Raw genomic sequence first — 13,261 nt, 5'->3', positions numbered from 1 at the left:
CCCAACCTCAGAGCCCACGGCTTTCTTCCGCCGGCCGCCTGGTTCGGGCTACGTGAGGCTGTTGCTGATGAAGGTCAGGGTCAGGGCCTCGATCCGGCGGAGCTCGGCGTCCGGGGCGTCACGGAGCGGTCCTTGGCCGGTGAGTTCGGCAGTCCCGTGGACGGCGGACCAGATGGGGTACTCGATGCCGTCACGTCGTTGTGGATCGAGGACGCCGGCTTCCACGAGTTCGTCCAAGGCGGCGCGCAGGAGTCCCAGCGGGGTGCTGCGAATCGATCCGTCTGTCGCGCCGTCGCGGTCGGCGTACGAGTGCCGCCGCGGCACGGCGAAAGCGGTGGCGAACAGGCCGGGTTCTTCCTGAGCGAACCTCAGGTAGGCCGACCCGATCGCACCCAGCCGGCGTCGCGCCGCGTCCGGATTGCCGCGTTTGCCGCGGATCCGGGTGAGGTCGGCCGTCATCCGGTCGGCCAGTTCGTTCATCGCGGCGGTGCAGACCTCGGCGAGGAGTTCGTCGCGGTCGGCGAAGTGCCGGTAGGCGGCGTTGGGTACGACGCCGACGATCCGGGTGGCTTCGCGAAGCACCACCGCTTCGGGCCCACCGCTGCGGGCCAGTTCGACTCCGGCCGCGATCAGGCCGGCGCGCACGTCGCCGCGCGGTCGCCGTCGCGATCGTGGTGCCTGGTCCGGTGCCGCTTCGCCGTTGTCCACCGGGCCACGATAACAATGTGGACGCTGTCCACTATGTCGAGCTAATGTGGACAGTGTCCACTAAGGGTGAAGTGAGGGACCTCTGATGGAGGAGAAGGTATGAGCGACAGCAGGCTGTCCACCCAGTACGTGACCGGGACGTCCCGGGCCGACATCGAGCAGGCCTTGATTGCCGCGGGCAAAGATGTGCACGCGCTGCAGGCCGCCGACCTCGCGATGCTGGAGGATTACCATACCGGCGGGCGGATTGCGACGGCACAGCTCGCCGATCTGGTCGACATCACGCCCGTGAGCTCAGTGCTGGATGCCGGTACGGGCGTCGGAGGAACGGCACGTTATCTCGCATCCCGGTTCGGATGCGCCGTGGCAGCTGTTGACCTCTCCGACGAGTACTGCGAGACCGCTCGGTGGCTCAATCGCCTGGTGGGCCTCGACGATCGGATCATGGTGCGGCAGGGGGACGTGACTGCGCTGCCTTTCGACGACGCGTCGTTCGATGTCGTGTTCAGCCAGCATGTCCAGATGAACGTGGCAGCCAAGGACGAGCTCTACCAGGAGGCAAGGCGTGTCCTGAAGGCCGACGGTCGCCTCGCGCTGTGGGACATCACGGCCGGTAACGGACGCGAACTCGACTACCCACTACCGTGGGCAGAGATACCCTCCCACAGTCATCTGAGCACGCCGGCAGCCCTGCGTGCCGGCATCGAGGCAGCCGGATTCACCATCGACCACTGGGCGGATCCGACCGAGGAGGTCGCGAAGCTGATGCAAGCGGTTCGAGCATTGCCGCCCAGCCCGCTCGGCCTCCACGCGTTTGTCCCCGACTTCCGTGAGCGCCTGCAGAACCTCACCACTGCCCTGTCCGATGGCCGTCTCCAAGCCATCCGAGCGACAGCCCGGGCATGAGCCGGGGCGCCGGATCAGGTTCGCTCCCTGGTGTGGGTCAGGCGCACGACGCGGGCGGAGGGCTCGGGGGTGTGGGCGGTGACGGTGAGGACGTCGTCGTCGGCCCAGGTGTAGGTCCAGTCGGTGTCGTCGGCGGGGAAGTGTGGGGTGATCGTCGCTCGAGGGATGGGGAGACTGATGGTGGCGGGGCCGGCCGCGCGGTGCCACAGGGTCAGGTAGGTGGTTTCCGGGCCGTTGAGGCTGAGGGCGATCCAGTCGTCTGTCCATCCGGGCAGGCCCAGGGGCCAGGCGGGGACGAGCGAATCGAGATCCTCGAGGATTTCCCGATGGGCGGCGAGTGCCGAGCGGACCAGTTCTAGCTCGGCCGGTGTGATGCGGTTGAGATGACCGGAGAGGTACAGGCGACCGGGGATGCCGTTGACGAGAGCGAAGGTGAACTGTTCGCGGGTGGTCCCGGTGATCGGGTAGGCCCAGTGGCCGGCCTGTTCGGGGAGTACGGCGGCCGGCGCGGCCGCGGTGATCGGTGCGTAGAGCAACGGGTCTTCCTGGTCGGAGGTCGACTGCAGGTGGAGGCGGGACAGCATCGCGTAGTCCATCCGCATCGCGCCGGAACCGCAGTTCTCGATCAGCAGGTCCGGGTGGCGGGTATGGATACCGTCGAGCCAGTCGAGGATCGCCCGGTTGTGTTCCAGCAGTCCGTGACCCAGCGACGTACCGCCCTTGTCGGTGCCAGGACCGGTGACGGTGTTGTTGTCGAACTTGAAGAAGCCGACACCGAACTCCTCGATCAGCCGATCGACGGTGTCGTCGAGATGCTTGCGGGCGGCAGCGCTGCGGAGGTCGAGCAGGTAGCGACCGCCTTCGGCGATCCGGATGCCTCGGCGGGTGAGGAACGCGTCGTCGGGCAGTTCGCCGGCGATCGGCGACCGCACGCCGATGACTTCCGGTTCGAGCCACAGCCCAGGCACCATGTCGCGATCGTGGATACGTTTGATCGCCTCGGCGAGCCCGTTCGGGAAACGGGTGGTCGAGGGTTGCCAGGCCCCGACGGTGTTCCACCAGTCGCCTTCGGCGTACCAGCCGGCGTCGATGCAGAAGTAGTCCGCGCCGGCTTCGGCGGCCGCGTCGATCAGCGGCAGGAGCTTCTCCGTGGTCGGATCGCCCAGCAGGGTGTTCATGTAGTCGTTGAAGATCACTGGCATCCGGTCGTCGATCGGCCGCCGCTGACGGATCGCTCGGCGTTGACGGGTGAGTGCGGCGAACACGCTGTCGCGATCAGTCCCGGCGACGAGCGACACCGGCACGGACGTGAACGGCTTGTCCTCGGTGAGTTCCACGGTCCACTGGTGTTCCAGGTCGGTCGGGCCGCTCAGCAGCAGGTAGCCTCCGCGCCGGCTCTCTCCGAGCTCGTAGTGCCACGGTCCGTTGTGCTCGATCTGCCAGCCGTGCGCGTACGCCGTACTTCGATCGACCAGGACGCCGATCGGCAGCCGTTCGCCGCAGGACCACGAGTTGGTGCTGGTCACCGCATGCCGCGTGTTGGCGACGTGATGATGCCCCTCGCTGACGATGTCTGCGAGCGCCCCCGCGCGCAGTTCCTGTGCTGACCACCTGCTCTCAGCCATCCAGCTGTTGGCGGCGGAGTACAGCTCGGCGTCGACGGACTCGAGACCGACGACCAGGGAGGAAAGGAAGGTCAGCTCGAGCGTCCCGGGCTGGGTCATCGATGCTTCCGACCAGGCGCGGACGCCGGCCCGCGCCTCGAACACGCTGGTGACCAGCAGTCCGGACTCGGGGTCCTCCTGCAGGATCCGCAACGTGGTCTCGCTGTCCTCGTGACGGACATAGCGCAGTCGCTGACCGAGCACGGTGTTCGCGTGCCGGTTGCTGCTGTGCCCGTATCCGATGGCCGAGACCTCGACCAGCGGCTGGCTCGGATCCGGCAGGGGACCGTCGGGCTGAGTGGTTTCGCGTACGGCGACCAACCGCACCGGCCCGTCGGCGAGCGTGAAGGTGAGGGTCAGGTCAGGGGTGCTCCAGTGCAGCAGGCTCACGCGCTCTCATTCAGTGCTCGGGTTCACGACGCTTCGTTCGAGGAGGTAGTCCTCGACCGTGAACAGATGGGCGGACATCCGGGTGCGTGCCCGGTCGGGATCGTGGGCAGTCAGTGCGGCGAGGATCGAGAGGTGTTCCCGGTGGGCGGTCTCGTCGGCGCCGGGCTGCGCGATGGAACGGCGTAGCCGGTCCCGCATCGTGCGTCCGCCGAGGGCGTCGATCAGCGCGGTCAGCACCGGGTTGCCGGCTGCCTCCGCGATGATGCGATGGAACGCGATGTCGTTCTCGATGACCGTCTCGTGGTTCGGTTCGTCGAGCGCCAGTTCGGCCTCGTTGTGCCGGAGCAGTTCGGCGGCGGCCTCAAGTTCCTCGACGCCTACCCGCTGCGCCGCCCACGCGGCGGCCTCCGTCTCGAGGATCCGGCGTACCGAGTGCAGGTGGGTTGTTCCGGTCCCGTCGTGCAGGTCGACCACGAAGCCCATCGGCGCCAGCAGCATCGAAGGGTCCAGCTTGGTGACGTATGTGCCGTCGCCCTGGCGCGTCTCGAGAACTCCCATCATCGACAGCGCGCGAACCCCTTCGCGCAAAGGGTTCCTCGACACGCCGAGGGCCGCTGCGAGGTCCTTTTCGATGGGAAGCCGGTCGCCCGGCCGGAGCAGGCCGTCGATGATCATCTGCCGGATGCCCTGGACCACGACGTCGGTCTGTGAGACGCCGGGAGTACGAGGCTGCTCAGCCAGCTTGCCCGAGGTCATGGCTGCGGTTCCTCGGCTGCGCGTGACGTCCAGTAGGCGCCGTCCGGGAACCGGTAGGTCTCAACTGACTCCGTGTACATCTCGGCACTGTAACCGGGCGCGACCGGAAGCACGTACGAACCGTTCCGGACCACGCAAGGCTCGACGAAGTGCTCGTGCAGGTGGTCGACGTACTCCGTGACGCGACCGTCAAGACTGCCCGAGACGGCGACGTAGTCGAAGATCGCGAGGTGCTGAACGAGCTCGCACAGACCGACACCGCCCGCGTGCGGGCAGACCGGTACGTCGAAGCAGGCGGCGAGCAGGTAGACCGCGAGTACTTCGTTCACGCTGCCGAGGCGGGCCGCGTCGAGCTGGCAGTAGTCGATGGCGCCGGCCTGGAACATCTGCTTGAACAGCACCCGGTTCATGCCGTGCTCGCCGGTCGCGACGCCGATGGGCGCCACGGCCTTGCGGATCGCTGCGTGACCGAGGATGTCGTCGGGACTGGTCGGCTCCTCGATCCACAGCGGATCGAACTGGGCGAGTGCCTTGACCCATTCGATCGCCTCGGGGACGTCCCACACCTGGTTGGCGTCGATCATCAGGTGGCCGTCCGGCCCGAGGACCTCACGGGCGATGCCGCAGCGCCGGATGTCGTCGGCGAGATTCGCACCCACCTTGAGTTTCACGTGTTTGTATCCGGAGGCAACAGCCTCTTCGCAGAGCCTGCGCAGCTTGGCGTCGGAGTACCCGAGCCAGCCGGCGGAGGTCGTGTAGCACGGGTAGCCGGTCGTCTCGAGTTCCTCGATGCGTTCCTTCCGGCCTGCTTCTTGCCGGGTCAGCAGAGCGACGGCCTGGTCCGGAGTCAGGACGTCGGACAGGTAGCGCAGATCCGCGGCCGCCACCAGTTGCTCGGGTGACATCTCGGAGAGCAACCGCCACAGCGGTACGCCGGACCGGCGGGCGGCGAGGTCCCACACCGCGTTCATCACCGCGGCCAGCGCGAGGTGGACGACGCCCTTGTCCGGGCCCAGCCACCGCAACTGGCTGTCCGACTGCAGTTCTCGATAGATCCCGCCGAGATCCTCGCAGAGCTCGTCGACGCTTCGCCCCGGCAGCGCCGCGGCGCGTTGGGCCGCCGCGGCGACGCACAGGTCGTTGCCGCGCCCGATCGTGAAGGTGAAGCCGTACCCGGACAGCGCCGGATCGTCGGTGTGCAGGACGACGTACGCCGCCGAGTAGTCGCCGTCCTTGTTCATTGCGTCCGACCCGTCCTGGGTCAGTGACGTCGGGAAGCGGACGTCGACAACCTCTACCGAGGTGATGCGCGGCATGGCGGCCCTCACTGTCACAGATAGATGGGATCTTTCTTCAGTCGAGATGGCGTTCAGTATGGACCACCGCGACCAGTAGCGCTACGATCCCGGAAATTCGTGGGATTAATAGCTGATCTTCTGACTCGGGTTTATCGATCATCTTGCCGACGCAGCGTGGACGAGGAGAGCTGATGGCAACTCTGACAAGTGTCCGGCCACCGGCCGGTGAGGCACCTCGTCAGCGCCGGAAACGTCGCCGGGAGCGCCCCGGCATCGTGGGGTTCCGTCGCAGCCTTCGCCGGCACTGGACGCTCTACCTGCTGATGGTCGTGCCGCTGATCTGGTTCGCCGTCTTCAAGTACATCCCGATGTCGAACGCGGTCCTGGCGTTCAAGAGCTTCAACGTCACCAAGGGCATCTGGGGCAGCCCGTGGGTGGGTTGGCAGAACTTCGAGCTGTTCTTCCACAACCCGGTGTTCTGGAACCTGGTGAAGAACACCTTCCTACTGTCGGTCTACACCGTCGCGGCCAGCTTCCCGATCGCGATCATCCTCGCCCTGGCGCTGAACGAGATCCGCACCGGCCTGTTCAAGCGGACCGTTCAGCTCGTGACGTACGCGCCGTACTTCATCTCGACGGTGGTGGTCGTGTCGATGACGATCCTGGTGCTGTCACCGCGGCTCGGCATCGTCAACGAAGGGCTGGGGTTCTTCGGCGTACCGGGGATCGACTTCCTCGGGAACCCGGACTACTTCCGGCACATCTACGTCTGGTCCGACGTGTGGCAGACCACCGGGTACTCCGCGGTGATCTACCTGGCCGCGCTGTCCGGCATCGACCCGGCGCTGCACGAGTCGGCGCGGATCGACGGCGCCACCCGGCTGCAACGGATCCGGCACGTCGACCTGCCCGGCATCATGCCGACCGCGGTGATCATCCTCGTTCTTGCCGTCGGCAACATCATGGCGATCGGGTTCGAGAAGGCCTTCCTGCTGCAGAACCCGCTGAACCTGAGCGAGTCGGAGATCATCGCCACCTACGTCTACAAGACCGGCTTGCTGAACGCCGACTTCAGTGGGGCGACCGCGGTCGGCCTGTTCAACTCGGTGATCAACCTGGCGTTGCTGCTGGGGGTCAACGCGGTGGCCAAGCGGATCACCGGGAACGGATTGTGGTCATGAGCGTGCAGACTGAAGTGAGAACGTTGCCGGGCAAGCGGTCCGAGCGACGCGCGGCGCGGGCCCGCAGGATCCGCGAGCCGCGCAGCGACCGGATGTTCCTGATCTGCGTGTACCTGCTGCTGTCCGTTTTCTTCCTGGTCGTGCTGCTGCCTCTGCTCTACATCGTGGCCAGCTCGTTCAGCAGCCCCGCGGCGGTGTCGTCGGGCCGAGTGCTGTTCTGGCCGGTGGAGTTCTCACTACGCGGGTACAACGCCGTGTTCGACAATCCGCAGATCGTCCAGGGGTACCTGAACTCGTTGTTCTACACGGTGGTCGGCACGATCGTCAGCGTCACGATGACGGTCGCGATCGCGTACCCGCTCTCGCGTCGTTCCCTCGTCGGGCGCAACGTCGTGATGACCCTGATTCTGTTCACGATGCTGTTCACCGGCGGGCTGATCCCGACGTACCTGGTGGTGCAGTCGGCCGGACTGCTGGACACCCGGTGGGCGCTGATCCTCCCGCAGGCGATCGGGGTTTGGCAGGTGATCATCGCCCGGACCTATTTCCGTACGGCGATACCGGACGAGCTGGTCGAGGCCGCGCAGCTCGACGGTTGCGGCGACCTGCGGTTCCTGTGGTCGGTGGTGATCCCGTTGGCCAAGCCAATGATCGCGGTGGTCGCGTTGATGTACGCGATCATGCAGTGGAACTCGTACTTCGACGCCCTGATCTATCTGAAGAACCCGGATCTGTTCCCGCTGCAACTCGTGCTGCGCAACATCCTGATCCTGAACACGACCGGCGGTGGGGCGGTCGACGCCTCCGTCGTGATCCAGCGCCAGGAACTCGCCGATCTGCTCAAGTACTCGCTGATCGTGGTCGCCAGCGTGCCGGTGCTGCTCATCTACCCGTTCGTCGCCCGCTACTTCACCAAGGGAATCCTGATCGGCGCCGTCAAGGGCTGATCCCGGCACCACCTCCGTATCACCTCAACCCCTGTGAGGGACGTATGTCTGGAAAAATCAGTACGCGGAGGCGTGCCGCGGTCGTCGGCACCAGCCTCCTGGCACTTGCCCTCGTGGCCTGCTCCGGCAGCGGATCGAACGACGACCCGGCGAGCAAGCCGTTGCCGACGATCACCGGGAATCCCGCGACCACGCTCAGCGTCTTCGCCCCGCAGGCGGCCGACTGGAACCTGGCCACGAACGACTTCACCAAGCTGGTGAAGGACAAGCTCAACCTGACCATCAAGTGGCAGACCACGACGTTCGACGGCGGGCCGGCCAAGGAGAAGCGGCAGATCTCGCTCGCCAGCGGTGACTATCCCGCGCTGTACCTGCTGATCCCGTGGGTCGACCAGTTCAGCACGGTCGAGCTGCTCAAGCTCGGCAATCAGGGTGTCGTCCTGCCGCTGAACCAATTGATCGACCAGTACGCGCCGAACATCAAGAAGGCCCTGGACGCCACCCCGGAGTGGAAGGCGATGGCAACGGCGCCGGACGGCAAGATCTACGGTATGCCGCAATGGGTGGACTGCTTCCACTGCTCGTACCAGGACAAGCTCTGGATGAACTCGGCGTGGCTGAAGAAGCTCGGGCTGCAGCAGCCGAAGACGACCGAGGACATGCGCAAGGTGCTGGAGGCGTTCAAGACCCAGGACCCCAACGGGAACGGCAAGGCCGACGAGATCCCGCTCAGCTCGTCTGCCGGCAACTCCCTCATCCCGTACTTCATGAACGCCTTCATCTACGACCCGCAAGCCGGCGACTCCAACAACAACGCCTCGACGCTGGTGCTGAAGGACGGCAAGGTCGACCTCCAGGCGAACAAGGACGGCTGGCGCGAAGGGCTGCGGTACATCAACTCGCTCTACAAGGAAGGCCTGATCGACAAGGGCGCGTTCACCCAGAACGGGGATGCGCTCTTGCAGCAGGGCAACCACGCCGGCTCGGTCATCCTCGGTTCCTCGACCGTGCTGCACTCGGGTCAGTTCGTCAACATCGGATCGGCAGACGGCCGGGACCAGCAGTACGACGCCGTACCGCCACTGACCGGGCCTCAGGGCGCGAACTACACGGGCTACAACTTCCCGAGCGTGCCGGGCGGCACCTTCGTGCTGACGAACAAGGCGACGCCCGAGCAGCAGATCGCGGCGATCAAGCTGCTGGACTACATCTTCACCGACGCGGGCCAGATCAACGGCCAGTTCGGGCTGGAAGGCAAGGGCTGGACCAAGCCAGGCCCCGGCGACGTCGCGCTCGACAAGTCGCTGAAGCCGGTGTTCAAGCAGATCCCGCAGAAGCCCGGCACGCCACCCCGGAACACAGCCTGGCAGGCGCTCGCGCAGTACAACAACACCGCCTACTTCCGGAACTCCGAGGCCATCGGCACCGACACCCACACCCAGGCAGGCTACGAGCGCAAGCTGTTCGAGGCGACCAAGCTGTACGCCGGCCATGAGGACAAGGCCCAGATCTACCCGTTCTGGAAGGTGTGGATCGAGCCGGCCCAGGCCACCGAGGTCGCGACGCTGCAGACCAACATCGACAACTACCTGCAGCAGAACGCCCTGCAGTTCATCACCGGGTCCAAGAACCTCGACTCGGACTGGGACAGCTACGTCAAGGGTCTCGACGGCCTCGGCCTCAAACGGTATCTGGAGATCCAGCAAACGGCGTACGACAAGGTCCCCAACAAGTAGCCCGGCCCCTGGACCGGCCGGAGCACGCCGGCCGGTCCACCACCCTCTGACCAAGGAGCGACCTGTGCCGTTCGATGCCACCTTCGAGTCTCTTGCCACGTTCGAGTGCCCCGACTGGTTCCGCGACGCCAAGCTCGGCATCTGGTCGCACTGGGGAGCGCAGTCGGTTCCTCGGTACGGCGATTGGTACGCGCGCAACATGTACCGGGAGGGCACCGACCAGTACCGCTACCACTTGCGGACCTACGGGCACCCGTCGCAGTTCGGCTACAAGGACGTCGTCCAGTTGTGGAAGGCGGAGCGGTTCGATCCGGACGAGCTGATGGATCGTTTCGCGGCCGCGGGTGCCCGGTACTTCGTGGCCCAGGCCGTGCACCACGACAACTTCTTCAACTACGAGTCGGCCGTCAATCGCTGGAACTCGGTGAAGTTCGGGCCGGGCAAGGACATCGTGGGTCTGTGGAAGACCGCCGCGGACCGTCACGGGCTGCCGTTCGGGATCACCGAGCACCTCGGGGCCACGCTCGGATGGCTGGCGGTCAACAAGGGCGCCGACAAGCGGGGGCAGTTCGCCGGCGTACCGTACGACGGGTCCGATCCGGCGTACCGCGACCTGTATCTGGACAACAGCCGGTACCTGCCGGACGTCGACGTCGAAGTACAGGACCCCTGGTACAGCGACGATCCCGCGTGGCACCGGCACTGGCTCGAGGCGGTGACCGAGATGATCGACCGCTATCAGCCGGACCTGTTGTACTCCGACGGCCCGTTGCCGTTCGGCGAGGTCGACTACACACCAGGTCTCCAGGCGGTGTCCCACCTCTACAACACCAGCGCACGGATCCACGGGACGAATCGCGCGGTGTATCAGCAGAAGGACCGCCGGCCCGAGGTGAGCGACGTCGGCGTGATGGACATCGAGCGGAGTCAGACGCCCGGCATCCATCCCGCGCCGTGGCAGACGGACACGTCGGTGGGTGACTGGTTCTACAACGTCCGGGACGTGTACAAGACCTCCGCGCACGTCATCGAGCTGCTGGTCGACATCGTGTCGAAGAACGGGAACCTGTTGCTCAACGTGCCGCAACTGCCGGACGGCACGATCGACCTCGAGTGCTCGCAACTGCTCGACGACCTCGGCGCCTGGACGCGGGTCTGCGGTGAAGGCATCTACGGCACGAGACCGTTCCGGGTGTTCGGTGAGGGACCTTCGACTGTGGTGATCAAGGGTTTCACCGAAGACCGGGTGAACTGGACGAGTTCAGACTTCCGGTTCACCCGCCGGGACAACACCGTCTACGCATTCCAGCTGGCGTGGCCCGACGACGGACGCGCCGTGATCCGCAGCCTTGCGGGCCATGAGGCGGTGACCGGCGTCCGGCTGCTCGGGCACGGCCCGCTTCCCTTCGAACAAGCGGAGGGAATTCTGGTGGCCAGACTGCCTGAAACCGCTCCGCTCGACGTCGCGAACTGCCTCGCCCTCGACCTCCGCGCCGAGTGACCGTTCGTGGGATGCGTCAGGCCTCGGTCGGCTGGTGATGCTCGACGGTCGCCTTGATGGCAGACAGGGTCCGTTCGAGCTCGTCGTCGACTGGACTGGCCGCGATGGTGTGCACGCGGACGGTCAGCTTCGAGGTTCCGTCGGCGACGAAGTCGACGATCAGTTCGCCGTGGTATTCGTGGGGGCCGTCCATGCCCCAGCGCAGGACACGGTCCTCGTCGATGACGTCGATCCAGCCTGCGCGGTGCCCGCCGCCGACGGTCACATCGACGTCCTCGTGCACGGCCTGGTGCGGCTGGCGCGCCTCGGGCCCCTGGGCCGTTGTGGGCACCTCCGCGGTGCGATGCAGCGACGTGAGCCAAGGGACGCTGCCCGCCAGGTGGTCGAGGTCGGACAGCTGGTCCCACAGGATGTTCGGCGCGACGTCGATCGTGGTCGAGGCTTCGTGGTCACTCATGGGAATGCTCCTTCCGAAGGTGGAGTTCGGGCAGGACCTCCGTGCGGTAGAGGTTCATCATGTCGACGGTGTGCGGTCCGATGTTGGCGACGTACACCTCGTCGAAGCCGGCCTCGACGTACGGCGTGAACGCGTCGACGTGGACGTCCGCCTTCGGGCCACAGGCAACGGACTGCGCCGTGGACTCCTTGGTCACCAGCTGGCTGGCCTGCTCGAAGTGCCGGGGTGAGGGCAGCACCTGGGCGAGCTCGCTGGGCAGGCCGGAGTTGCCCCAGATCCGGTGAGCCTGCTCGACGCCTTCCGCCGCGGTGGGTGCGTAGCTGACCTTGAACCCGGCCTGTGCCGGCTTCGACCCGCCGCCGTTGTCCCGGAAACGCTGCAGCAGTTCGCGGTCCGGCGAGGTGGTGATGTAACCGTCGGCGATCCGTGCCGCGAGATCCGTTGCCTCGGGCCCGAATCCGGACAGGTAGATCGGTAACGGCTGCTGCGGACGGGTGTAGATCCTGGCCGTGTCGACGGTGTAGTGCTTGCCGTGATGGCTGACGAACCCGTCCTCGGTCCACAGCCGGCGCATGATCTCGACCGCTTCTTCCAGCATCTCCAGCCGTACGTCGACCGTCGGCCAGACCGTACCGAGAATGTGCTCGTTCAGCGCCTCACCGGTGCCGACCCCGAGCGTGAACCGGCCGTTCAGCAGTACGGCGCTGGTTGCGGCCGCCTGTGCGATCACGGCCGGATGCGTCCGCACCGTCGGGCAGGTCACCGCCGTCGTGACCGGCAGCTCGCACACCTGCGAGATCGCGCCGATCGTCGACCAGACGAACGCGCTCTGGCCCTGCTCGTCGTTCCACGGATGGAAATGGTCACTGATCCACAAGCTGTCGAACCCGGCCTCCTCGGCCATCCGAGCCTGTTCGAGGAGCTCCGCGGGCGTGTACTCCTCGCTGGACAGGAAATATCCGATCTTCACGCACACCTCCGATGCTTCGCGATTACCCGCCCGAGGCGGTCGAGGGCACGCATCCAGAGCCTGTCGTACTGGGCCAGCAAGCTGTCGCGGATGCCGCCGTGGGTCAGGATCAGGTACGTGCCGTCCTGCCCTGGGACCACGTCCACCAGGACCGTGCTGGCGGGGTGCGGCGGGTCGTCGAAGGCGGCCCGGAAGTAGTGCGGGGGATCGCAGATCGTCACGATCCCGGTCTGTTCGGCCGGCGCCCGTGTCACGACCATGAACCCGCCGTACTGCGTCTTGCTCAGAACGGTCGGCCCGAGCCAGCTACTGAGCTGCTCCGGCCTCGTGATGAGCCTCCACAAAAGGTCCGCATCACAACCGAACGTCCGCACATACCTCAGCTGCGGCGCCTGATCCGCGTGCGTCGCCCGTCGCATATCTGTTGTACGAGCCATACACATCCAGTGCCCACCGACCGCCTTCCGCACGCGCCGCACCTGGGTCTGACCTGCGTTACAGGAACCGTCGTACTCGTATCGTTCAGTTACCGGGGGTCGGGGCTGGTGCGGAGTTCGGGATAGTGGCAAGCTCTGCGTTGGCGACTGTTGGGCAGTCAGCAGCCGGATGCGTCATTTCGGGCTGCCCGGGAGGAACCATGGTCGTCGGTGGCGTCGACACGTATTACGACTACGACGAGAAGCGGTGGAAGAGCCGCAGGCTAGGCGGGGGACCGATTCGTCGCGGGCCGGTCTGCCCGGAACCGAA

12 protein-coding genes are annotated in these 13,261 nt (G+C 66.1%); 5 read left to right on the top strand and 7 right to left on the bottom strand.

Features of this window, described 5'->3' with window-relative positions:
- Positions 1-48: 48 nt before the first annotated feature.
- The gene (locus E0H45_RS39270; protein ID WP_420323363.1) at positions 49-645 is read right to left on the bottom strand and encodes a TetR/AcrR family transcriptional regulator; all 597 of its coding nucleotides are present in this window, start codon (positions 643-645) and stop codon (positions 49-51) included.
- A 162-nt stretch (positions 646-807) separates the two neighbouring features.
- Here E0H45_RS39270 and E0H45_RS39265 point away from each other — a divergent pair, with 162 nt between their 5' ends.
- Positions 808-1,614 (top strand): class I SAM-dependent methyltransferase, encoded by an 807-nt coding sequence (locus tag E0H45_RS39265; RefSeq protein WP_131347401.1) that lies wholly within the window; start codon positions 808-810, stop codon positions 1,612-1,614.
- A 14-nt stretch (positions 1,615-1,628) separates the two neighbouring features.
- Here the strand turns inward: E0H45_RS39265 and E0H45_RS39260 are convergent, their stop codons facing one another.
- Genes E0H45_RS39260 through E0H45_RS39250 form a run of 3 tightly spaced genes read right to left on the bottom strand, consistent with a single transcriptional unit; the run spans position 1,629 to position 5,740 of the window.
- On the bottom strand, positions 1,629-3,668 hold the full coding sequence (locus E0H45_RS39260) for a glycoside hydrolase family 36 protein (RefSeq protein WP_131347399.1): 2,040 nt from the start codon (positions 3,666-3,668) through the stop codon (positions 1,629-1,631).
- Positions 3,669-3,674: 6 nt separating this feature from the next.
- On the bottom strand, positions 3,675-4,424 hold the full coding sequence (locus E0H45_RS39255) for a FadR/GntR family transcriptional regulator (RefSeq protein WP_131347397.1): 750 nt from the start codon (positions 4,422-4,424) through the stop codon (positions 3,675-3,677).
- Complete coding sequence (locus E0H45_RS39250; protein WP_131347395.1) at positions 4,421-5,740, bottom strand: L-fuconate dehydratase; 1,320 nt, start codon at positions 5,738-5,740, stop codon at positions 4,421-4,423. The genes E0H45_RS39255 and E0H45_RS39250 overlap by 4 nt, the downstream gene beginning before the upstream one ends.
- 173 nt (positions 5,741-5,913) lie before the next feature.
- On the opposite strand from E0H45_RS39250, the gene E0H45_RS39245 reads away from it, so the two are divergent.
- From E0H45_RS39245 to E0H45_RS39230, 4 genes are all read left to right on the top strand, one after another.
- Positions 5,914-6,903 (top strand): ABC transporter permease, encoded by a 990-nt coding sequence (locus E0H45_RS39245; protein WP_131347393.1) that lies wholly within the window; start codon positions 5,914-5,916, stop codon positions 6,901-6,903.
- Positions 6,900-7,850: a carbohydrate ABC transporter permease gene (locus E0H45_RS39240; protein WP_131347391.1), complete on the top strand. Its 951-nt coding sequence runs from the start codon at positions 6,900-6,902 to the stop codon at positions 7,848-7,850. The genes E0H45_RS39245 and E0H45_RS39240 overlap by 4 nt, the downstream gene beginning before the upstream one ends.
- Positions 7,851-7,894: 44 nt before the next feature.
- The gene (locus tag E0H45_RS39235) at positions 7,895-9,586 is read left to right on the top strand and encodes a type 2 periplasmic-binding domain-containing protein (protein ID WP_131347389.1); all 1,692 of its coding nucleotides are present in this window, start codon (positions 7,895-7,897) and stop codon (positions 9,584-9,586) included.
- A gap of 64 nt (positions 9,587-9,650) precedes the next feature.
- Positions 9,651-11,087 carry an alpha-L-fucosidase gene (locus tag E0H45_RS39230; RefSeq protein WP_202872740.1) on the top strand — a complete coding sequence of 479 codons (1,437 nt, stop codon included), beginning with the start codon at positions 9,651-9,653 and terminating at the stop codon, positions 11,085-11,087.
- A gap of 16 nt (positions 11,088-11,103) precedes the next feature.
- Here E0H45_RS39230 and E0H45_RS39225 read toward each other — a convergent pair whose 3' ends face one another.
- Genes E0H45_RS39225 through E0H45_RS39215 form a run of 3 tightly spaced genes read right to left on the bottom strand, consistent with a single transcriptional unit; the run spans position 11,104 to position 12,933 of the window.
- On the bottom strand, positions 11,104-11,544 hold the full coding sequence (locus E0H45_RS39225; RefSeq protein WP_131347387.1) for an SRPBCC family protein: 441 nt from the start codon (positions 11,542-11,544) through the stop codon (positions 11,104-11,106).
- Positions 11,537-12,514 carry a TIGR03557 family F420-dependent LLM class oxidoreductase gene (locus tag E0H45_RS39220; protein ID WP_131347385.1) on the bottom strand — a complete coding sequence of 326 codons (978 nt, stop codon included), beginning with the start codon at positions 12,512-12,514 and terminating at the stop codon, positions 11,537-11,539. The genes E0H45_RS39225 and E0H45_RS39220 overlap by 8 nt, the downstream gene beginning before the upstream one ends.
- Positions 12,511-12,933, bottom strand: coding sequence for an SRPBCC family protein (locus E0H45_RS39215; RefSeq protein ID WP_238155653.1), 423 nt, complete (start codon positions 12,931-12,933; stop codon positions 12,511-12,513). The genes E0H45_RS39220 and E0H45_RS39215 overlap by 4 nt, the downstream gene beginning before the upstream one ends.
- Between the last annotated feature and the right edge of the window lie 328 nt (positions 12,934-13,261).

The organism is Kribbella soli, assembly GCF_004331345.1.
Taxonomy (GTDB): domain Bacteria; phylum Actinomycetota; class Actinomycetes; order Propionibacteriales; family Kribbellaceae; genus Kribbella; species Kribbella soli.
This window is presented reverse-complemented; position numbering and strand designations above follow the sequence as displayed.

Bases quoted from the DNA above. Each gene is read 5' to 3' on its own strand.
- E0H45_RS39265 (WP_131347401.1), top strand. From the start codon at position 808: ATGAGCGACAGCAGGCTGTCCACCCAGTACGTGACCGGGACGTCCCGG.
- E0H45_RS39255 (WP_131347397.1), bottom strand. From the start codon at position 4,424: ATGACCTCGGGCAAGCTGGCTGAGCAGCCTCGTACTCCCGGCGTCTCA.
- E0H45_RS39250 (WP_131347395.1), bottom strand. From the start codon at position 5,740: ATGCCGCGCATCACCTCGGTAGAGGTTGTCGACGTCCGCTTCCCGACG.
- E0H45_RS39245 (WP_131347393.1), top strand. From the start codon at position 5,914: ATGGCAACTCTGACAAGTGTCCGGCCACCGGCCGGTGAGGCACCTCGT.
- E0H45_RS39240 (WP_131347391.1), top strand. From the start codon at position 6,900: ATGAGCGTGCAGACTGAAGTGAGAACGTTGCCGGGCAAGCGGTCCGAG.
- E0H45_RS39235 (WP_131347389.1), top strand. From the start codon at position 7,895: ATGTCTGGAAAAATCAGTACGCGGAGGCGTGCCGCGGTCGTCGGCACC.
- E0H45_RS39225 (WP_131347387.1), bottom strand. From the start codon at position 11,544: ATGAGTGACCACGAAGCCTCGACCACGATCGACGTCGCGCCGAACATC.
- E0H45_RS39215 (WP_238155653.1), bottom strand. From the start codon at position 12,933: ATGCGACGGGCGACGCACGCGGATCAGGCGCCGCAGCTGAGGTATGTG.